Raw genomic sequence first — 19,145 nt, forward strand, 5'->3', positions numbered from 1 at the left:
CAGGAGTTCCAGCTCGGTCCCGTCCCGCGGCCCCGCCCCGTCCCCACGGACGCCGACGCCGAGCCGTCCGCGGCTCGCGCCGACGCCTGGACCCTCGCCCGTCTCGCAGGGCGAGCGCATGACCGGTGCGCAGAGCATCGTCCGCTCGCTCGAGGCCGCCGGCACCGAGGTCATCTTCGGTCTGCCCGGGGGCACGATCCTCCCGACCTACGACCCGCTGCTGGACTCCGAGAAGCTCCGTCACATCCTCGTGCGCCACGAGCAGGGCGCCGGCCACGCCGCGTCGGGCTACGCGCACGCCACCGGTCGCGTCGGGGTCTGCATGGCGACCTCCGGCCCGGGGGCGACCAACCTCGTCACGCCGCTGGCCGACGCCAACATGGACTCGATCCCGATGGTCGCGATCACGGGCCAGGTCGGCGCCTCCCTCATCGGCACGGACGCCTTCCAGGAGGCCGACATCGTCGGCATCACGATGCCGGTGACCAAGCACTCGTTCCTGGTGACGAACCCGGACGAGATCCCGGCCCGCATCGCCGAGGCCTTCCACATCGCCAGCACCGGGCGCCCCGGTCCGGTGCTCGTGGACATCGCCAAGAGCGCGCAGCAGGCCGACACGATCTTCCGGTGGCCGGTCGAGCTCGACCTGCCCGGCTACCACCCGACGACGAAGCCGCACCTCAAGCAGGTGCGCGAGGCCGCCCGGCTGCTCGCGACGGCGCGTCGCCCCGTGCTGTACGTCGGCGGCGGCGTGGTGCGCGCCGGGGCCAGCGAGGCCCTGCGCAAGCTCACCGACATCTCGGGCGCACCCGTCGTCACGACGCTGATGGCCCGCGGTGCCCTGCCCGACTCCCACCCGCAGAACCTCGGCATGCCTGGCATGCACGGCACGGTCCCCGCGGTGGCGTCGCTGCAGCGGGCCGACCTCGTCGTCGCGCTCGGTGCTCGGTTCGACGACCGCGTCACCGGCCTGCTGTCGACGTTCGCGCCGCTGGCCACCGTGGTGCACGCCGACATCGACCCCGCGGAGATCTCCAAGAACCGCCGCGCGGACGTGCCGATCGTCGGCGACATGCTCGAGGTCATCACCGACCTGGCGATCGAGCTGGCCAACGAGCACGCGCAGCACGGTCTGCCGGACCTCGAGGCCTGGTGGGCCCAGCTCGACAAGCTGCGCGAGACGTACCCGCTGGGGTGGACGCCGACCGAGGACGGTCTGCTCGCCCCGCAGCACGTGATCTCCCGCCTCGGCGAGATCAGCGGGCCGGAGGCGACCTACGTGGCCGGCGTCGGCCAGCACCAGATGTGGGCCGCGCAGTTCATCAAGTACGAGCGCTCGCAGTCGTGGATCAACTCGGGCGGTCTCGGGACGATGGGCTATGCGATCCCCGCCGCCATGGGGGCCAAGGTCGGCGAGCCGGACCGCAACGTCTGGGCGATCGACGGCGACGGCTGCTTCCAGATGACCAACCAGGAGCTCGCCACCTGCGCGATCGAGGGCATCGGCATCAAGGTCGCCGTCATCAACAACTCCTCGCTCGGCATGGTGCGGCAGTGGCAGACCCTGTTCTACGAGGGCCGCTACTCCAACACCGAGCTGAACACCGGCCACTCCTCGCGCCGCATCCCCGACTTCGTCAAGCTCGCCGAGGCCTACGGCTGCATCGGGCTGCGCTGCGAGAACGCCAAGGACGTGGACGAGACGATCCGCAAGGCGAACGAGATCGACGACGTGCCCGTCGTCGTCGACTTCGTCGTCAGCCGCGACGCCCAGGTGTGGCCGATGGTCGCCGCCGGCGTTAGCAACGACGCGATCCAGTACGCCCGGGACATCACCCCGAGCTGGGACCGGGAGGAATGAGCACCATGAGCCGCCACACACTGTCCGTCCTGGTGGAGAACAAGCCCGGCGTGCTGACCCGCGTCGCCGCGCTGTTCGCCCGTCGCGCGTTCAACATCCACTCGCTCGCCGTGGGCCCCACGGAGCACGACGACGTCTCGCGGATCACCGTGGTCGTCGACGTCGCCGAGCTGCCCCTGGAGCAGGTGACCAAGCAGCTCAACAAGCTGATCAACGTCATCAAGATCGTCGAGCTCGAGGAGAAGGCCTCCGTACAGCGCGAGCTCCTGCTCGTCAAGGTCAAGGCCGACGACGCCTCGCGCACCGCGGTGCTCCAGGTCGTCGACCTGTTCCGCGCCCACGTCGTCGACGTCTCCCCGGAGGCCGTGACGATCGAGGCCACGGGCGGGCCCGAGAAGCTCGGCGCCCTGCTCACGGCCCTCGGGCCGTACGGCATCCGCGAGATCGTCCAGTCGGGTACCGTCGCCATCGGCCGCGGTGGTCGCTCCATGACCGAGCGCGCCCTCGACCGGGTGGCCCGGTCCGCCTGACCCGCACGACCGTGCGGGCCGCCAGGCCCGCGCCTGCACCCTCACCCCCACCCACGCACACAAGGAGATTCCCATCGTGGCTGAGCTGTTCTACGACGACGACGCCGACCTGTCCGTCATCGCTGCCAAGAAGGTCGCCGTCATCGGTTACGGCTCCCAGGGGCACGCGCACGCGCAGAACCTCCGTGACTCCGGCGTCGAGGTCGTCATCGCGCTGAAGGACGGCTCGAAGTCGGCCGCGAAGGCGTCCGAGGACGGGTTCGAGGTCAAGTCGGTCGCCGACGCGACCGCGTGGGCCGACGTCGTCATGATCCTGGCGCCGGACCAGCACCAGCGCGGGATCTTCAACGACCACGTCAAGCCGAACCTCGCGCCGGGCAAGACGCTCGCCTTCGCGCACGGCTTCAACATCCGCTTCGGCTACATCGAGGCGCCCGAGGGCGTCGACATCGTCCTCATCGCCCCGAAGGCCCCCGGCCACACCGTGCGCCGCGAGTTCGTCGCCGGCCGCGGCATCCCGGACATCGTCGCCGTCGAGGTCGACGCCACCGGTTCCGCCTGGGAGACCGCGCTGTCCTACGCCAAGGCCATCGGCGGCACGCGCGCCGGCGTCATCAAGACGACCTTCACCGAGGAGACCGAGACGGACCTCTTCGGCGAGCAGGCCGTCCTGTGCGGTGGCACGTCGCAGCTCGTCCAGTACGGCTTCGAGGTCCTCACCGAGGCCGGCTACCAGCCGGAGATCGCCTACTTCGAGGTCCTGCACGAGCTCAAGCTCATCGTGGACCTGATGTGGGAGGGCGGCATCGCCAAGCAGCGCTGGAGCATCTCCGACACCGCCGAGTACGGCGACTACGTCTCCGGCCCGCGCGTCATCTCCCCGGAGGTGAAGGACAACATGAAGGCCGTCCTCGCGGACATCCAGTCCGGCGCGTTCGCGAAGCGCTTCATCGAGGACCAGGACGCCGGCGCCCCCGAGTTCACGGCGCTGCGCGCCAAGGGCGAGGCGCACCCGATCGAGACCACCGGTCGCGAGCTCCGCAAGATGTTCGCGTGGCAGAAGAGCGCCGACAGCGACTACGTCGACGGTCAGGTCGGTCGCTGATCACGCACCACCGCTGATCACGCACCACCACTGATCGCCGCGAACGCCCCGCCCCGGACCTCCGGGGCGGGGCGTTCGTCGTCGGCGCTGGTTGAATGGGGTGATGAGCGAGCACAAGGACGACACCACGCCCGAGACCCCGCTGCCGGAGACCGCCACGGACCCGGTGATCCCCGTCGACGAGGCGGTCGACGGCGCCAGCTCGCCCGACCCCGTCGTCGCCGCGGCCTACGCGCCCGAGCCCGAGGAGCCGACGTCGGAGTCGGACGACCCCGAGCTCACCTTCGAGCCCGAGGGTCAGGGCGAGGAGATCCAGCTCTACTGGGAGGCGGTGCGCGCCAAGGCCCGTATCGGCCGGCTCGCCGTCTACATGGGCACCGACCTGTCGACCGCGGTGGCCCCGCCGGCGTGGTCCTTCGGCGACAACCCCCGCCTCGCCGACGAGCTGCTCGGCCACGTCCTGTCAGGCCGCAAGACGGGCACGTCGACGGCGCTGGTCGAGTTCGGCGAGGAGCCGCTGCCGCGCGAGGGGGAGCTCTCGATCATCCTCGACGGCGCGGGTCACCCGCGGGCCCTCGTGCGGACCACCTCCGTGGCGACCGTGCGCTTCGACGAGGTCGACGAGGCGTTCGCCCGCGCCGAGGGCGAGGACGACCTGAGCCTGGGCTCCTGGCGCGAGCAGCACGAGACCTACTGGCGCCGGGTGCTGGGCGTCGACGCCCTCGACCCCGCCACCGAGATCGTCACCGAGCGCTTCGAGCTGCTGGACCCCCGGCCATGACCTCCGACCTGCCTGACGTCCCGCGCTGGCAGGACACGCCCGTGGTGACGCCGACGCCGGAGGTGCGCGACGCGCCGACGCCGCTGCTGGCGCAGGCGCACCTGGCCGCGCTGACGGCCACCGCCGGGCAGATCATCCCGCCGCTCGCCCGCGCCGTCGGGTGGTTGCGGTGGCCCTCGCTGGTCGTGCTGGTCCTCGGCGCGGCCGGACCCGTCCTGCTGATCGCCCTGGCGGCGAGCTGGCAGGGCTGGCCGCGTCCGGTCGGGATCGTCGTCGGGCTGCTCGCGCTGGTCCCGGTCGTCCTGCTCGGACGCTCCCGGGCGGCCACGCTCCGTGCCGCGCGCGCACCGGAGGCCCTCACCGCCGAGCTCGCCGGCTTCGCCGCGCACGTCAACGGCGGTCTGGCGATCCTCGACAAGCTCCGGGCGGTCGCCCAGGGCGGGGGAGCACGCCTGATCCCGCGCCTGACCGCGCTGTGGAAGGTCGTCCAGCTCCCCGGCGACGCGCTCGAGCACCTCGACCGGCTGCCCCACCTGCGCTGGTTCCTGCCGCCCCGGGTGACCGACACGTGGGCTCGCGTGATCACGGTCGTCTGGAGCTCGCTGGGGTGCTACCTGCTCTCGACCTTCCTCGGGGCGCTGTCGCTCACCGACGTGCTCTGAGGAGCCCCGAAGGTGTTCGAGGCGTAAGACACCTGGTTTCAGCAGGTGGGACCGCGCTAGCATCGACGGCATGACTCGCACGCTTGATCTTGCAGTGATCGCCGGTGACGGCATCGGTCCCGAGGTGGTGGCCGAGGGCCTGAAGGTGCTCGACGCCGTCCTCACCGGCTCCGACGTCACCGTGGCCACCACGCCGTACGAGCTCGGCGCGAAGCGCTGGCACGCGACGGGGGAGACACTCACGGAGGAGGACCTCGCCGCGATCGCGAAGCACGAGGCGATCCTGCTCGGCGCCATCGGTGACCCCGGCGTCCCGAGCGGCGTGCTCGAGCGCGGGCTGCTGCTGAAGCTGCGCTTCGCTTTCGACCACTACGTCAACCTGCGCCCGTCCGTGCTCTACCCGGGCGTCCCGACGCCGCTGGCGAACCCGGGTGACGTCGACTTCGTCGTCGTGCGCGAGGGCACCGAGGGTCCCTACGTCGGCAACGGTGGCGCGATCCGCGTCGGCACCCCGGCCGAGGTCGCCAACGAGGTCTCGGTCAACACCGCGTACGGCGTCGAGCGCGTCGTGCGGGACGCGTTCGCCCGCGCCCAGGCGCGCCCGCGCAAGAAGCTGACCCTCGTGCACAAGCACAACGTCCTTGTCCACGCCGGCCACCTGTGGCGCCGTCAGGTCGAGGCCGTGGCCGCCGAGTTCCCCGACGTCACGGTCGACTACTGCCACGTCGACGCTGCCACGATCTACCTCGTCAACGACCCGGCGCGCTTCGACGTGATCGTCACCGACAACCTGTTCGGCGACATCCTCACCGACCTCGCCGCGGCGATCACCGGCGGCATCGGCCTGGCCGCGTCCGGGAACATCAACCCCACCGGGGCGTTCCCGTCGATGTTCGAGCCCGTGCACGGCTCGGCACCGGACATCGCCGGCCAGCAGAAGGCCGACCCGACGGCGACCGTGCTGTCGGTGGCCCTCATGCTCGAGCACCTCGGCCTGACCGAGCAGGCGAGCCGCATCCAGCGCGCCGTCGAGGAGGACATCGCCTCCCGCGTCGGGAACCCCGCCGTCCGGACCACCAGCGAGATCGGCGACGCCCTCGCCGCACGAGTAGCCGGCTGAGCCGCCACCGCGCCCGTGCCGGCGCCCCTCGGAGCGACCTCGGTCGCACCGAGGGGCGTCGTCGCAGCCGGGCACCCAGCGGCGGCTCCCGCCGGCGATTTCTGGCGTAGGTTCGTTCCCGCAACCACCCTGGAGGCTTTCCGTGACCACCCCGACCGCTTCGTCCACCTCGTACGAGATCCGACCGTCCTCGAACCCGCGCACCGTCACCGAGCGCGCGGAGGTCCTGGCCGACCTGAAGTTCGGCACCGTCTTCACCGACCACATGGCGCACGCCACCTGGACCAACCAGGAGGGCTGGCACCACCGTCGCATCGAGGCGTACGGACCGCTGCAGCTCGACCCGGCTTCCGCCGTGCTGCACTACGCCCAGGAGGTGTTCGAGGGCCTCAAGGCCTACGCGCACCCCGACGGCTCCGTGTGGTCCTTCCGGCCCGAGGCCAACGCGCGCCGGTTCGCCCGCAGCGCCGAGCGCCTCGCGCTGCCGCAGCTGAGCGAGGAGGACTTCCTCGACTCGGTGCGCCAGCTCGTGCACACCGACGTCGAGTGGGTCCCGACGACGCCGGGTTCCTCGCTCTACCTGCGCCCGTTCATGTTCGCCTCTGAGGCGTTCCTCGGCGTGCGGGCGGCGCAGCGCGTGGACTACCTCGTCATCGCCTCGCCCGTGGGCCCGTACTTCGCCCGCGGCATCACGCCCGTGCACATCTGGGTCAGCGAGGACTACACCCGCGCCGCCCCCGGCGGCACGGGAGCGGCCAAGTGCGGCGGCAACTACGCCGCCAGCCTGCTGCCGCAGGCCGACGCCGCCGCCCGCGGGTTCGACCAGATCCTGTTCCTCGACCCCTCGGGCGAGAACATCGAGGAGCTGGGCGGCATGAACGTCGTCGTCATCCACGCCGACGGCTCCGCCAGCACGCCGCGCCTGACCGGCTCGATCCTCGAGGGCGTCACGCGCTCGTCGATCCTCACGCTGCTGGCGGAGGACGGGCGGACGGTCACCGAGCGCGACATCCCGCTGGCCGAGCTGGTCGACGGCGTGCGCTCCGGCGAGGTGACGGAGATCTTCGCGTGCGGCACGGCCGCCGTCGTCACCCCGATCGGCCGCCTGGCCGGGACCGACTTCGACGTCACGGTCGGCGACGGCGAGGCCGGACAGGTCACGCGCGACGTGCACGCCACGCTCACCGGCATCCAGTACGGCACGCGCGAGGACACGCACGGCTGGCTGACGCGCCTCGTCTGAGCCGTTCGGCGTCGCCGGCCCGCCCCGGCGACGCGGACGGATCGGGGCGGGGTGGGCCGCTGTGGCATACTCGCTGCGTGGCACACCCCGCCCTCCTCATTACCTAGCGCGTCCGGCCCTCCCGGACGCGCCGCCTCCCGCACCCTCGGGAGGCTTTTGTGTGTCCGGGTGAGCAACCCTCAGCCTCCTCGGGCACGGCGGACGGGCAACCACAGGGATCGACAGGGCCACCGGCACCACCCAGGCCGGCGACGTCGATCCCGCTTCGCACGGTGAAAGCAGGCATGCAATGACGACGCCCCACGCGCTCGACGGCGTGACCGTCGAGATCTACGACACGACCCTGCGCGACGGCGCGCAGCAGGAGGGCATGAACCTCACGGTCGCCGACAAGCTGGCGATCGCGCCCCTCCTGGACGAGCTCGGCGTCGCGGTCATCGAGGGCGGCTGGCCCGGAGCGATCCCCAAGGACACCGAGTTCTTCGGGCGGATCGAGAAGGAGCTCGAGCTCCCGCGGGCGCAGATCGCGGCGTTCGGCTCGACCCGCAAGGCCGGCGGCCGCGCCCACGACGACGTGCAGGTGCGCGGGCTGCTCGACTCCGAGGCTCCCATCGTCACGCTGGTCGCCAAGAGCGACATCCGGCACGTCGAGCGCGCTCTGCGCACGACGGGCGAGGAGAACCTCGCCATGATCACCGACACCGTCCGCTACCTGCGCGACGCCGGCCGCCGCGTGATCCTCGACGCCGAGCACTTCTTCGACGGCTTCCGGTACGACCGCGACTACGCCCTGCGCGCGGTCACCGCGGCCTTCGAGGCCGGCGCCTCCGACGTCGTCCTGTGCGACACCAACGGCGGCATGCTGCCCGACTGGGTGCACGCCGTCGTCGAAGAGGTCCGCGGCCGTACCGACGGCACTCTCGGCATCCACGCCCACAACGACTCCGGCTGCGCCGTGGCCAACTCCGTCGCCGCCGTCGCGGCCGGGGCGCGGCACGTCCAGGGCACCGTGAACGGCTACGGCGAGCGGACCGGCAACGCCGACCTCGTCGCCGTCGTCGCCAACCTCGAGCTCAAGCTCGGTGCCGTCTGCCTGGCGCCCGGCGCGCTGGCCGAGTCCACGCGCATCGCGCACGCGATCAGCGAGGTCACCAACATCCCGCCCTACGGCCGCCAGCCGTACATCGGTGCGAGCGCGTTCGCCCACAAGGCGGGGCTGCACGCCAGCGCCATCAAGGTCGACCCCGACATGTACCAGCACATCGACCCGACGGCCGTCGGCAACGACATGCGCATGCTCGTCTCCGACATGGCCGGCCGGGCCTCGATCGAGCTCAAGGGTCGCGAGCTCGGCTTCGACCTGGCGGGGCAGCCCGAGCTGCTCACCCGCGTCGTCGACCGGGTCAAGAACGCCGAGGCCGCCGGGTACACGTTCGACGCCGCCGATGCCTCCTTCGCGCTCATGCTGCGCGAGGAGATCGACGGCTCGCGCCCCGGCTACTTCCGGATGGAGAGCTGGCGCGCGTCGGTGAACTACTCCGAGCGCACCGGCGGCGACGGCGAGTGCGAGGCGACCGTGAAGCTGCACGCCGGCGGGGCGCGCGTCGTCCAGACCGGCGAGGGCAACGGTCCCGTCAACGCCCTCGACCACGCGCTGCGCGAGGCGCTCGTGGGCGTCTACCCGGAGATCGAGACGTTCGAGCTCATCGACTTCCGCGTCCGCCTGCTCGACACCTCGCACGGGACGGACGCGGTCACGCGCGTGCTCATCCAGACGACGGACGGCTCCGAGGTCTGGAGCACGGTCGGCGTCGGGCCCAACATCCTCGAGGCGTCGTACGAGGCGCTCGTGGACGCCCTCGTCTACGGGCTCGTGCGGCAGGGCGTCGAGACGCGCTGACGCAGGAATGTCTCGACGGGCGGTGGCTGAGGCCGCCGCCCGTCGGCGTTCCCGGGGGAGCGGTGGTGCGGGGCCCGGTCCGGTGCCGAGGCCTCAGACGATCTCGGCGAGGGGTGCCTGGTCGATCACGAGGCGGACGCGCGTGGCGCGTCGGGCGAGCTGCTTGCGGGCCGAGGCGAGCGTCTCGGACACCTCGGCGTCGACCGTCTCCTCGGCGATCGTCACGTTGAGGACGATCGGGTACTCGGGGTCGGCGTCGGCGGGCGCGGGGGAGTGCTCCCCGACGGCGGCGGCGAGGCCGTTCTCCAGCGCGGCGCGCAGGTCGGCCGCGCTGCCCTCGGCCGACGGCGACGTGTGGACGATGCGCACGACGACGCCGCGCAGGCCCGCGTTCCACGCCAGCACGGGTGCGGGGCCGTCGGAGGGGACGACCTCCGCCGCCACCTGGAGCGTGCCGGAGGCCCCGAGCGGCTCGAGCGCCGGCTCGGGGACGTCGAGCGGGTCGGGGTCGGACGCGGGGTCGGGCTCGAGGATCGGGTCAGGCTCGAACGCCGGCTCGGGCTCCACGACGGGGTCCGGCTCGAACGCGGGCTCCGGCTCGACGGCAGGCTCCGGCTCGACAACAGGCGTCGGCTCGACGGCGGGCGTCGGCTCGGGCTCGACGACCGGCGTCGGCGCGGTCCCCGTCGTCGCCGCCGGCGGCGCGAGGGTCTCCTCGTCGGTCTCTGCGTCACGGGTGTTCTTGCGCCAACGGAACCAGGCCATGCGTCCATCCTCCCACCGCGGGGCCACCGGCGGGCCCCGCGGTGGGAGGATGGACGCATGCACGGTGAGTACAAGGTTCCCGGTGGCAAGCTCGTCGTGGCGGACGTCGACCTCGACGGCGAGGGCGACGGCGCGACGCTGGCGAGCGTCGCCGTCTCCGGCGACTTCTTCCTCGAGCCCGACGACGCGCTCGACGTCATCAACGCCTCCCTCGTCGGCCTCCCGGCGTCGTCGTCGGTGGCCTCGATGGCCGCCGCGGTCGCCGGTGCGGTCGGGGACGACGTCGCGATGGTCGGCTTCTCGCCCGAATCGGTCGCGATCGCCGTCCGGCGCGCGCTCGGGCACTCCTCGAGCTGGGGCGACCACACGTTCGAGATCATCCGGGGCCGCGCCGAGGAGCCGTTCGTCCAGATGGCGCTCGACGAGGTGCTGGCCCAGTCCGTCGGCGCCGGTACGCGCGGACCCACGCTGCGGTTCTGGGAGTGGGAGCGCACGACGGTCGTGATCGGGTCGTTCCAGTCGATGCGCAACGAGATCGACCCCGACGGCGCGCAGCGCCAGGGCGTGACGATCACGCGCCGCGTCTCGGGCGGCGGCGCGATGTTCATCCAGCCGGGCAACACCATCACCTACTCGCTCTACGTCCCGGCCTCGCTGGTGGACGGCCTGAGCTTCGAGCAGAGCTACGCGTTCCTCGACGACTGGGTGCTCGGGGCGCTGCGCGACCTCGGCATCCGGGCCAGCTACGTCCCGCTCAACGACATCACCTCCCCGGACGGCAAGATCGCCGGCGCGGCGCAGAAGCGCTACGCCTCCGGCGCCGTGCTCCACCACGTGACGATGAGCTACGACATCGACGCCGACGCGATGCTGGACGTGCTGCGCATCGGCCGCGAGAAGCTGTCGGACAAGGGCACCCGCAGCGCCAACAAGCGCGTGGACCCGTTGCGCCGCCAGACCGGGCTGCCCCGCGAGGAGATCATCGACGCGTTCATCGCCCACTTCGCGAGCCGCTACACGACCGTGCCGGGCGAGATCACCGACGCCGAGCGGGCCGAGGCCGAGCGCCTCGTGCGGGAGAAGTTCGCCACGCCCGAGTGGTTGAATCGGGTCCCATGAGCTTCCACATCGCAGGCCTGGCCGAGGCCGACGCCGTCCTCGACGCCGACCCCTTCGCGGTCGTCGTCGGCATGATGCTCGACCAGCAGTACGGCATGGAGCACGCGTTCCGCGGCGGGTGGAAGGTGCGCAGCCGGTTCGGCACGCTCGAGCCGGCCGCGATCGCGAGCGCCGACCCGGAGGCGTTCAAGGAGCTGTGCTCCACGCCGCCGGCGATCCACCGCTTCCCCGGCTCGATGGCGGCCCGCCTGCAGGAGCTCGCGGCGCTGGTCGTCGAGCGCTACGACGGCGACGTCACCCGGCTGTGGACCGAGGCGACCTCGGGCAAGGATCTGCTGACGCGTGTCCAGGAGCTGCCGGGCTTCGGGAAGCAGAAGGCGCAGATCTTCGTGGCGCTGCTGGCCAAGCAGCTCGGCGTCCGACCCGAGGGCTGGGAGGCGGCCGCGGGGGACTACGCGCTGGAGGGCTACCGGTCGGTGGCCGACGTCGTGGACGGCGAGTCGCTGCTCAAGGTGCGCGACTTCAAGCAGCAGAAGAAGGCGGCGGCGAAGGCCGCCGCGGCCGAGGGCTGATCCGCCCTCGACGTCGGCCCGACGTGGTCGTCGGCCCGGCGTGACGGTCAGCCCAGCGTGACGGTGACGGAGAACGTGCCCGAGGCCCCGAACAGGTCCTCCAGGACGACGAAGGCGTAGCCGGGCTCGACCGGCACCTCCGCCAGCGGGTCGTACTCCGCGCCCCCCGTGGTGCCGGCCAGGGTCGGGCCGCGATCGTCGACGCTCGTGATGCGGCCGCCGGCGTCGTACGTCAGCTGCCCGTCCTGCGCGTCGGGGTCGGCGGCGCGCGCGTCGACCAGGAGCGTGCCCGCGGCGTCCACGGGCACCGAGACGACGGTCGGGAGGTAGTCCGCCACGGTCACGTCGGTCGCCACCCCCAGCGGCAGCTCCACGACGGTCGCTGGCTCGACGAGCACCGTCACCTCCGTCTGGAGCGCGTCGTGCTCGGTGACGACGACGTCGTAGGTGCCGGCCGTCAGGTGGAGGTAGTAACCCGGATCGCTCCAGGTGCCGCCGAGGTGGTCCGCCAGGACGGTGCCGCGGTCGTCGGGCAGGGGCAGGGGGTCGGTGCCCCCGGCCGGGGTGAGGGTGAGCTTGACGTCCTCGTCCGACGTCGCCACCACGAGGTAGGCGCCGTCGGTGGTGACCTCGAGCGTGCTGCGCAGCTCACCGTCGGCCGGGACGGTGCCCCGCGCCTCGACGTCGACGGCGATCGGATCGATCGTGGTGGTGCTCGACGGCGACGGGTCGGCCCCGACCGGAGCGTCGCCGTCGCCCGTGCCCAGGGCGCCGAGGGCGACCACGAGGATGGTGACGACGAGGGCGCCGCCGCCCACCAGCCACCAGACGAGGCCGCTGCGACGTCGCCCCGGCGCCCGGGAGGTCGGCGGGACCAGCACGGGGGCGGGGGTCCAGGTGCTGACGGTGCGGGGGCCGTCGGAGGCGCGCAGGTTGGCGTCCGCGAGGTAGGGGTAGTCGGCCAGCGCGGTCGTCGGACCGTGGGACGCGGTCTCGAGCGGCGCGAACGGCTGGGTGTAGTCGGTCCAGGTGTCGCCGTCCCAGAACCGCACCTGGGGCACACCCTGCGGATCGGGGTACCAGCCCGGCTCTTTGGTCAGCACGGGTCTAGTCTCGCGCACCCGGCGGCCGGGACGGGAAGCCGGGGCCGGTGACGCCTCACGCGGGCCCGAGCGAGACGATCCGCACGACGACCTCGCTCGCGGCGTCGCAGGCGTCGAGGTCGACGTCGAGCTGCAGGCGCCAGTCGTGGTCGCCGGCCGGGTCGTCGAGGATCTGCGTGACGTGCCACGTCCGGCCCTCGGGCTCGACGAGCAGCAGCGAGGCGGAGCGGGCCGCGCCGTCCGTGGCGATCTCGTCGTACTCCTGCCAGTACGGAGCGATGGCGTCGGCCCACCGCTGCGGGTCCCAGCCGTCGTCGCCGTCGAGCGCCCCGAGGTCCGCGTAGCGATCCCGTGCCAGGAGCTCGACGCGGCGGAACGCGGCGCCGCGGACGGCGGTGCGCAGCGCGCGTTCGTTCGCGGTGAACGGCGGCGGCGCCTCGGAGTCGCCGAAGCGGCGCTCGGCGGCGGCCACCTCGTCGTCGGTGAGGCCGTCGGCGGCATCGGTCTCGGCGCCGGCCAGGGCCTCCCACTCGCTCAGCAGCGAGGAGTCGACCTGGCGGACGACCTCGCCGAGCCAGGTCACGACGTCCTCGACCTCGCTGCTGCGGCGCTCGGCGGGGATGATCTGGCGCATCGAGCGGTAGACGTCGGTGAGGTAGCGCAGCACCACGCCCTCGCTGCGGGCGACCTGGTAGCGGGAGACGAGCTCGGAGAACGTCATGCCGGTCTCGATCATCTCGCGCACGACCGACTTGGGCTGGATCTCCGAGTCGGTGACCCACGGGTTGGCCTTCGCGTAGATGGCCATCGCCCCCTCGAGGAGCTCCGCGAGCGGCTGCGGGTAGGTGATCTCCTCGAGCAGCTCCATCCGCTCCTCGTACTCGAGCCCGTCGGCCTTCATCTGACCGATGGCCTCGCCGCGGGAGGCGTGCTGCTGGGCCATCAGGACGGGGCGCGGACCCGGCGTCGTGGCCTCGATGACGGAGACGACGTCGAGCGCGAGCGCGAACGGCTCCTTCTCGGGGTCGAGCAGCTCCAGCGACGCCAGGGCGAAGGGGGAGAGCGGGGAGTTCAGCGCGAAGTCGTCGGGCATGTCGGCCTCGAGCGTCACCGTGGGCTCGCCCTCGCGCACGTACTGCCGCGGGGTGTGCTGGACCAGGCCGGCCGAGCGCAGCGAGCGGTAGATCCCGACGGCGCGGCGCAGGTGGGGGTCGGCGGGCCGGTCGGGCTCGTGGCTGCCGAGCACGAGGTCGGTGAGCCGCTGCACCGGGTCGCCGGGGCGCGCGAGGATGCCGAGCACCATGGCGTGCGTGACGTGGAACTGCGACGTCAGTGCCTCGGGCTCGCTGTCCCGCAGCCGCTCGAACGTCTTGTCGGTCCAGTTCACCTGGCCCTCGGGGGCCTTCTTCCGGACGATCTTGCGGCGCTTGCGCTCGTCGTCGCCCGCCTTGGCCAGGGCCTTGGCGTTCTCGACGACGTGCTCGGGCGCCTGCACGACCACGTCGCCCATCGTGTCGAACCCGGCGCGGCCGGCCCGGCCGGCGATCTGGTGGAACTCCCGGGCGCTGAGGTGGCGCTGCCGCACGCCGTCGTACTTCGTCAGGCCGGTGAAGACGACGGTGCGGATCGGCATGTTGACGCCGACCCCGAGCGTGTCGGTCCCGCACACGACGCGCAGGTGGCCGGCCTGGACCAGGCGCTCCACCAGGCGGCGGTAGCGGGGAAGCATCCCGGCGTGGTGGACGCCGATCCCGAGGCGCAGGAGGCGGGACAGGGTGGTGCCGAAACCGCCGGCGAACCGCTCGCCCGCCAGCGCCTGCGCGATCGCCTCGCGCTGCGGCTTGGTGGTGACGGGGACCGACGTGAGGGCCTGAGCGCGCTCGAGGGCGGCCGCCTGGGTGAAGTGGACGACGTAGACCGGGGCGCGGTGCGTGGTGAGGAGCTCGGTGATGACCTCGGTCAGCGGCTCGAGGGAGTAGCTGAAGGTCAGGGGGACCGGCCGCTCGGTGTTCGTGATGAGCTGGCTCTCGCGGCCCGTGCGGCGCGTGAGGTCGGTGGTGATCGCGCTCATGTCGCCGAGCGTGGCCGACAGCAGCACGAACTGGGCGCCCGGCAGGTCGAGCAGCGGGATCTGCCAGGCGGCGCCGCGCTGCGGGTCGGCGTAGAAGTGGAACTCGTCGGCGACGACGACGAGGTCGGCGTCGTTCTCGGTGCTCGCGGGCGTGGCTCCCAGCTGGCCCCGCAGGGTCTGCGCGGAGAGGATCTCGGCCGTGCAGCAGATGATCGGGGCGCCGGGGTTGATCGCGACGTCGCCGGTGACCATGCCGACGTTCGCGGCGCCGAAGACGGCGGCGAGGTCGAAGAACTTCTCGCTCACGAGCGCCTTCACGGGCGCGGTGTAGAACGTCCGGGCACCTCGGGCCAGGGCGGCGGCGTGGGCCGCGATCGCCACGAGGCTCTTGCCGCTGCCGGTCGGGGTGGCCAGCACGACGTGCTCGCCCCCGAGGATCGCCAGCGCGGCCTCCTCCTGGTGCGGGTAGAGGGTCAGCCCGCGGGTGGCGGCATAGGCCTCGAACGCCCCGTAGGCGTCGTCCGGCGACGTCCCTGCGGCCAGCGCCAGCGGGTGGGCGGGGCTGAGGGAGGTGGTGGTGGGGTGGGGCACCACCCGAACCTACCCGCTGGCCCGCCGCCGCTCAGCGTCGGGCGAGGAGCGTGAGCACCTCGTAGTGGTCCGTGTTCGGGAACATGTCGAGCAGCTGGGCGCGCTCGACGCGCAGCGACGGCATCGCGGCGAGGTCGCGCGCGAGGCTGGCGGCGTTGCACGAGGAGTAGACGACGTGCGCGGCGCTCGAGGTCTCCAACCACTGCGCCAGCGGGGCGCCGATGCCGCGGCGCGGCGGGTTCACGACGACGACGTCGGGGGCCTGCGACGGGTCACCGAGCGCGACGGCCCCGGCGTCCTGCGCCATGAACCTCGCGCGCGGGAGGCCGAGGTCGGCGGCGGTGCGCCCGGCGCTCGCGACCGCCTCGGTCGACACCTCGATCCCGAGCACCTCCAGACCCGGCACGGCCCGGGCGGCGTGCAGGGCGAACCCGCCGACGCCGCAGTACAGGTCCCACAGGGTGCGCGGGCCGAGCTCGGCGATCCACGCCGTCGCCTGCCGGTACAGGGCCGCGGCGACGTCGGTGCTCGTCTGGAAGAACGACCGGGGCCGCAGGTGCAGGGGCAGGTCGTTGACGCGCATCGTGAGCGTCTCGCCGTGCAGCACGATCTCCTCGGGGCCCTCGAGCACGGCGGCGTGCTGCGGCTGGAGGTTGAGGCTGACGACGGCGGCGTGCGGCAGGTCCGCCAGCAGCCCGGGCAGGTGCTTGCGGATCCTCGTCTCGGCCTCGCGCGAACGCAGGACGAGGCGGATCAGGAGCTCGCCGTCGGGACTGGCGGTGACGAGCAGGTACTTCAGCTCGCCGGAGCGGGCGGCGATGTCGTAGGGGGTGAGCGACGCCGTCGTGACGAACCGCGCGAGCGCGGGGAGGGAGGCCTCGATCGTCTCGAGGTGGAGCGGGCACGCGGTGAGGTCGGTGACCTGGCCAGGGGCGCCGTCGATCGTCTGGATCCCGAGCACGGGGGCGGCCGCGGTGCCTCCGACGACGAGCTTGGCCTTGTTGCGGAAGCGGTCCTGCCGGCTGGTGACGGGTGGCAGCCAGACGTCCTCGGGCAGCCCGAGCACGTCACGGACGGCGCGCTCCTTGCGGGCGATCTGGTCCGGATACCTCAGGTGCAGCAGGGTGCACGAACGGCACAGGTCCCGCTCCAGGTAGTCGCACCGCACGGTGAGATCATCCCACCGTGCGGTGCGCACCGCCGCGAGGCCGGTCAGGTCGTCACTCCTGCGGGGTCCCGGCGATGTTGACCATCCAGTAGGTGCCGAACCTGTCGAAGGTCATCCCGAAGTGGTCGCCCCAGGGCGCCATCACGAGGTCCTCGGTGATCCGGCCGCCGTCGGTGAGCTTCGCCCACTGCTGGCGCATGACGGCCTCGTCCTCGGGGCCGCCGAACAGCGCGACGGCGACCGAGGAGGCCTCGGGCAGCGGCATGCTCGCGGGGCTGTCGGCGGCCATCAGCCACGCCGTGCCGTCGATGACCAGCTGGCTGTGCATGATCTTCTCCGCCTCGGCCGGGTCCTGCGCCATGCCGAAATCGCCGAACGTGGAGAAGGTCGCCTCGCCGCCGAACACGTCGACGTAGAACTCCATGGCGGCGCGTGCGGTGTCGCGGAACTGCAGGTACGGGTTGACGTTGATGCTCACGAGGTGCTCCCTGGGTCGGTGGTGGTGGGTGCACGGTAGACCCGGCCACCGACAGGAACTCATCGGGGGGTGCGGCTCGGCCGCGAGGAGTGCTCGGTCAGGGCTTCTCGGCGATGACGATCTCGGTGCCCCACGGGTCGCGCAGGTGCGCGAACCGGGCGCCGGGCTCGCCGTCGGGACCGTGGAACGGGCGGACGCCGAACCGGCGGTCGAGGTGGAGCAGGTCGTCGTCGAGATCGTCGGAGTAGAGCACCAGGGTGGGGTCGGTGCCGGTCTGCGAGCCGACGCGGTCCCCCGTGGAGTCCAGCAGCCAGATGCCCGGGTCGCCGACGGTGCCGGTGCCGACGTGGAGCGCGCGGAAGTCCTCGCTGATCCGGGCGTCGAGGAGGACGGGGAAACCGAGGCCGCCGGAGTAGAAATCCAGCGCCTCGTCGAGGTCGCCGACCAGGACGACGACGCGGCCGAGGCTGATCATCAGTCGAAGAGGTCGTCGAAGACCTCGCCCAGGACCATGCCGCCGAGCAGACCGCCCGCGAGGCCGCCGAGGCCTCCGAGATCGCCGCCGCGACCGCGGCCACGACCGCCGGCCAGACCACCGAGCGCGCCCAGGCCGCCCAGACCCGCCGCGCCGCGGCCGTAGCCGCCGCGACGGTCCCGGTCGCCCCGACCGTCGTCCCAGCCGTCGTCGCCCCAACCCTGGTCGCGTCCGCCGTCGATGTCCTGGCGGGCCAGGTCGAGGGCCTGCGCCGCGAGGGTGGCCGACCGCCGGGCGAGACCGAAGGCCTGCTCGCGGGAGTCGTCGTCGCTGCCGCAGCGGTGGACGTCGGTGAGCGTGCGCTCGGCCTCGGCGAGGCGCGTCCGGGCGTCGGCACCGATGTAGCCGCGGTGACCGGCGATGACGTCGCGCGCGACGGCCAGCTGGCGCTCGGCGTCGTCGATCGCGTGCGCGAGCTGGTCGCGGCCGGGGACGGGACGGGCGGCGCGCTCGCGGGCGACGTCGACGGCGCGGTCGAGGGCCGTGTTGGCCTCGCGCAGCCGCGACAGGTTGCCGAACGGGTCGCTCGGCGTCCCGGCCGCCGGGAGCGCGGCGAGCGCGGCCTCGAGCTCCGCGGCGGCGCGCGTCACGTCGGGGGTGGCGGGGACGTCGCGGACGGCGATCAGGTCGCCGCGCGAGTCGGCGACGACGGCGGCGAGCGTCGACTCGGCCCGGAGCGCCTCGATCTCGAAGGTCTCCACGGCCTCGAGCAGCGTGGCCGAGCGCCGGATGCCCTCGGTGGCGGCCTCGAGGGCGACGGTGGCGGCGGCGTTGTTGCCGGAGTCACGACGCCGGGCCGCGACGTCGAGGCTGTGCTCGGCGAAGGAGATGAGCTGCTCGGCCTCGGCGGCGTTGTCGGCCACCTGGCGCACGGCGCCCGAGGAGTAGCGCTCGCCCAGGCGGGTCACCGTCTCGTGCGCGTGCGGCACCTGGCCGCGGATGCGGGTGGCCTCGGAGCGCACGTTCTCCACGACGGCCGGCGCCTCGCGGACCTTGCTCACGGCGCGCTCGAGGTCGGCCGTCCGGGCGTCGAGGAGGTCCTGCGCCCAGTCGGCGAGCTGGACGATGCGGGCGTTGCGCTCGCGCAGCTCCTCCGGGGTGTCGGGGATGTGGTCCGTGTTGAGCTGGTGGAGGCGGAAGGCCTCGCCGAGGTGGGTGCGGACACTCTCGACGGCGTCGCGCAGGTCGGCCGTCGCGGCCTCGCCCAGCTCGGCGACGGCGAACCCCAGCTCGTCGGTGGTCAGGCGGAGCCGTTCGTCGGCCTCGACGAGGGCGCGGCCGGCGCGCTGCGCGAGCACGGCGTCCTGAGAGTCGAGCTCGTCCTGCTGCTGGTTCTTGCGGGTCCGTCCCCAGAAGAGCGATGCCATGTCGTGAGTCTAGGTCGGCGGGTCGGGGAGTCGGTCGGGCAGCCGGTCGGGGCCTCGTCGTGCGCTGCCTCCGGGTCACGACGACGCAACGACTCGGCGTCGATCCGGTCACGGCTGCACGATCCGCCCCCGCACGGCACACAGACGGGACATCCTGGGCGTGCACGCCCGACC

Annotated in this window: 17 protein-coding genes; 10 read left to right on the plus strand and 7 right to left on the minus strand. The window is 72.7% G+C overall.

Annotated features, from left to right (window positions below):
- The 8 genes from C8046_RS00075 to cimA form a co-directional block, all read left to right on the plus strand.
- On the plus strand, positions 1-1,861 hold a 1,861-nt coding region (locus C8046_RS00075; RefSeq protein ID WP_268921344.1), incomplete at its 5' end, for an acetolactate synthase large subunit.
- Between the two features lie 5 nt (positions 1,862-1,866).
- On the plus strand, positions 1,867-2,391 hold the full coding sequence (ilvN, locus tag C8046_RS00080) for an acetolactate synthase small subunit (RefSeq protein WP_109227742.1): 525 nt from the start codon (positions 1,867-1,869) through the stop codon (positions 2,389-2,391).
- 76 nt (positions 2,392-2,467) lie between these two features.
- Positions 2,468-3,496, plus strand: a complete 1,029-nt coding sequence (gene ilvC, locus C8046_RS00085) for a ketol-acid reductoisomerase (protein ID WP_109227743.1) — start codon at positions 2,468-2,470, stop codon at positions 3,494-3,496.
- Between the two features lie 103 nt (positions 3,497-3,599).
- Complete coding sequence (locus C8046_RS18980) at positions 3,600-4,277, plus strand: ASCH domain-containing protein (RefSeq protein WP_235865998.1); 678 nt, start codon at positions 3,600-3,602, stop codon at positions 4,275-4,277.
- Positions 4,274-4,939 (plus strand): hypothetical protein, encoded by a 666-nt coding sequence (locus C8046_RS00095; protein ID WP_109227744.1) that lies wholly within the window; start codon positions 4,274-4,276, stop codon positions 4,937-4,939. Before C8046_RS18980 ends, C8046_RS00095 begins: the two co-directional genes overlap by 4 nt.
- A gap of 70 nt (positions 4,940-5,009) precedes the next feature.
- Entirely contained in the window at positions 5,010-6,059 is a 1,050-nt protein-coding gene (locus C8046_RS00100) for a 3-isopropylmalate dehydrogenase (RefSeq protein ID WP_109227745.1), read from the plus strand.
- Between the two features lie 142 nt (positions 6,060-6,201).
- A complete protein-coding gene (locus C8046_RS00105) occupies positions 6,202-7,302 on the plus strand; it encodes a branched-chain amino acid aminotransferase (RefSeq protein WP_109227746.1) in 1,101 nt (366 codons plus the stop codon).
- Positions 7,303-7,591: 289 nt separating this feature from the next.
- Positions 7,592-9,202 carry a citramalate synthase gene (gene cimA, locus C8046_RS00110; RefSeq protein WP_109227747.1) on the plus strand — a complete coding sequence of 537 codons (1,611 nt, stop codon included), beginning with the start codon at positions 7,592-7,594 and terminating at the stop codon, positions 9,200-9,202.
- A gap of 93 nt (positions 9,203-9,295) precedes the next feature.
- On the opposite strand, the gene C8046_RS00115 is transcribed toward cimA, so the two are convergent.
- A complete protein-coding gene (locus C8046_RS00115) occupies positions 9,296-9,967 on the minus strand; it encodes a hypothetical protein (protein ID WP_109227748.1) in 672 nt (223 codons plus the stop codon).
- A gap of 57 nt (positions 9,968-10,024) precedes the next feature.
- On the opposite strand from C8046_RS00115, the gene C8046_RS00120 reads away from it, so the two are divergent.
- Entirely contained in the window at positions 10,025-11,086 is a 1,062-nt protein-coding gene (locus C8046_RS00120) for a lipoate--protein ligase family protein (RefSeq protein WP_109227749.1), read from the plus strand.
- Complete coding sequence (locus tag C8046_RS00125) at positions 11,083-11,658, plus strand: HhH-GPD-type base excision DNA repair protein (RefSeq protein ID WP_109227750.1); 576 nt, start codon at positions 11,083-11,085, stop codon at positions 11,656-11,658. The genes C8046_RS00120 and C8046_RS00125 overlap by 4 nt, the downstream gene beginning before the upstream one ends.
- A gap of 47 nt (positions 11,659-11,705) precedes the next feature.
- On the opposite strand, the gene C8046_RS00130 is transcribed toward C8046_RS00125, so the two are convergent.
- The 6 genes from C8046_RS00130 to C8046_RS00155 form a co-directional block, all read right to left on the minus strand.
- Positions 11,706-12,761, minus strand: a complete 1,056-nt coding sequence (locus C8046_RS00130; RefSeq protein WP_158277091.1) for a DUF2510 domain-containing protein — start codon at positions 12,759-12,761, stop codon at positions 11,706-11,708.
- Positions 12,762-12,816: 55 nt separating this feature from the next.
- Positions 12,817-15,423, minus strand: a complete 2,607-nt coding sequence (locus C8046_RS00135; protein WP_199224349.1) for a DEAD/DEAH box helicase — start codon at positions 15,421-15,423, stop codon at positions 12,817-12,819.
- A gap of 31 nt (positions 15,424-15,454) precedes the next feature.
- Complete coding sequence (rlmC, locus tag C8046_RS00140) at positions 15,455-16,591, minus strand: 23S rRNA (uracil(747)-C(5))-methyltransferase RlmC (protein ID WP_109230620.1); 1,137 nt, start codon at positions 16,589-16,591, stop codon at positions 15,455-15,457.
- Positions 16,592-16,643: 52 nt separating this feature from the next.
- Complete coding sequence (locus C8046_RS00145) at positions 16,644-17,069, minus strand: VOC family protein (protein WP_109227752.1); 426 nt, start codon at positions 17,067-17,069, stop codon at positions 16,644-16,646.
- Positions 17,070-17,166: 97 nt separating this feature from the next.
- Positions 17,167-17,544 (minus strand): VOC family protein, encoded by a 378-nt coding sequence (locus tag C8046_RS00150; protein ID WP_109227753.1) that lies wholly within the window; start codon positions 17,542-17,544, stop codon positions 17,167-17,169.
- Positions 17,544-18,971, minus strand: a complete 1,428-nt coding sequence (locus C8046_RS00155; RefSeq protein ID WP_109227754.1) for a hypothetical protein — start codon at positions 18,969-18,971, stop codon at positions 17,544-17,546. The genes C8046_RS00150 and C8046_RS00155 overlap by 1 nt, the downstream gene beginning before the upstream one ends.
- Between the last annotated feature and the right edge of the window lie 174 nt (positions 18,972-19,145).

It is taken from the genome of Serinibacter arcticus (genome assembly GCF_003121705.1).
Taxonomy (GTDB): Bacteria; Actinomycetota; Actinomycetes; order Actinomycetales; family Beutenbergiaceae; genus Litorihabitans.

Excerpts from the sequence above, each read along its gene's own strand:
- ilvN (WP_109227742.1), top strand. The coding sequence starts at position 1,867 with ATGAGCCGCCACACACTGTCCGTCCTGGTGGAGAACAAGCCCGGCGTG.
- C8046_RS18980 (WP_235865998.1), top strand. The coding sequence starts at position 3,600 with ATGAGCGAGCACAAGGACGACACCACGCCCGAGACCCCGCTGCCGGAG.
- C8046_RS00095 (WP_109227744.1), top strand. The coding sequence starts at position 4,274 with ATGACCTCCGACCTGCCTGACGTCCCGCGCTGGCAGGACACGCCCGTG.
- C8046_RS00100 (WP_109227745.1), top strand. The coding sequence starts at position 5,010 with ATGACTCGCACGCTTGATCTTGCAGTGATCGCCGGTGACGGCATCGGT.
- cimA (WP_109227747.1), top strand. The coding sequence starts at position 7,592 with ATGACGACGCCCCACGCGCTCGACGGCGTGACCGTCGAGATCTACGAC.
- C8046_RS00115 (WP_109227748.1), bottom strand. The coding sequence starts at position 9,967 with ATGGCCTGGTTCCGTTGGCGCAAGAACACCCGTGACGCAGAGACCGAC.
- C8046_RS00120 (WP_109227749.1), top strand. The coding sequence starts at position 10,025 with ATGCACGGTGAGTACAAGGTTCCCGGTGGCAAGCTCGTCGTGGCGGAC.
- C8046_RS00125 (WP_109227750.1), top strand. The coding sequence starts at position 11,083 with ATGAGCTTCCACATCGCAGGCCTGGCCGAGGCCGACGCCGTCCTCGAC.
- C8046_RS00150 (WP_109227753.1), bottom strand. The coding sequence starts at position 17,544 with ATGATCAGCCTCGGCCGCGTCGTCGTCCTGGTCGGCGACCTCGACGAG.
- C8046_RS00155 (WP_109227754.1), bottom strand. The coding sequence starts at position 18,971 with ATGGCATCGCTCTTCTGGGGACGGACCCGCAAGAACCAGCAGCAGGAC.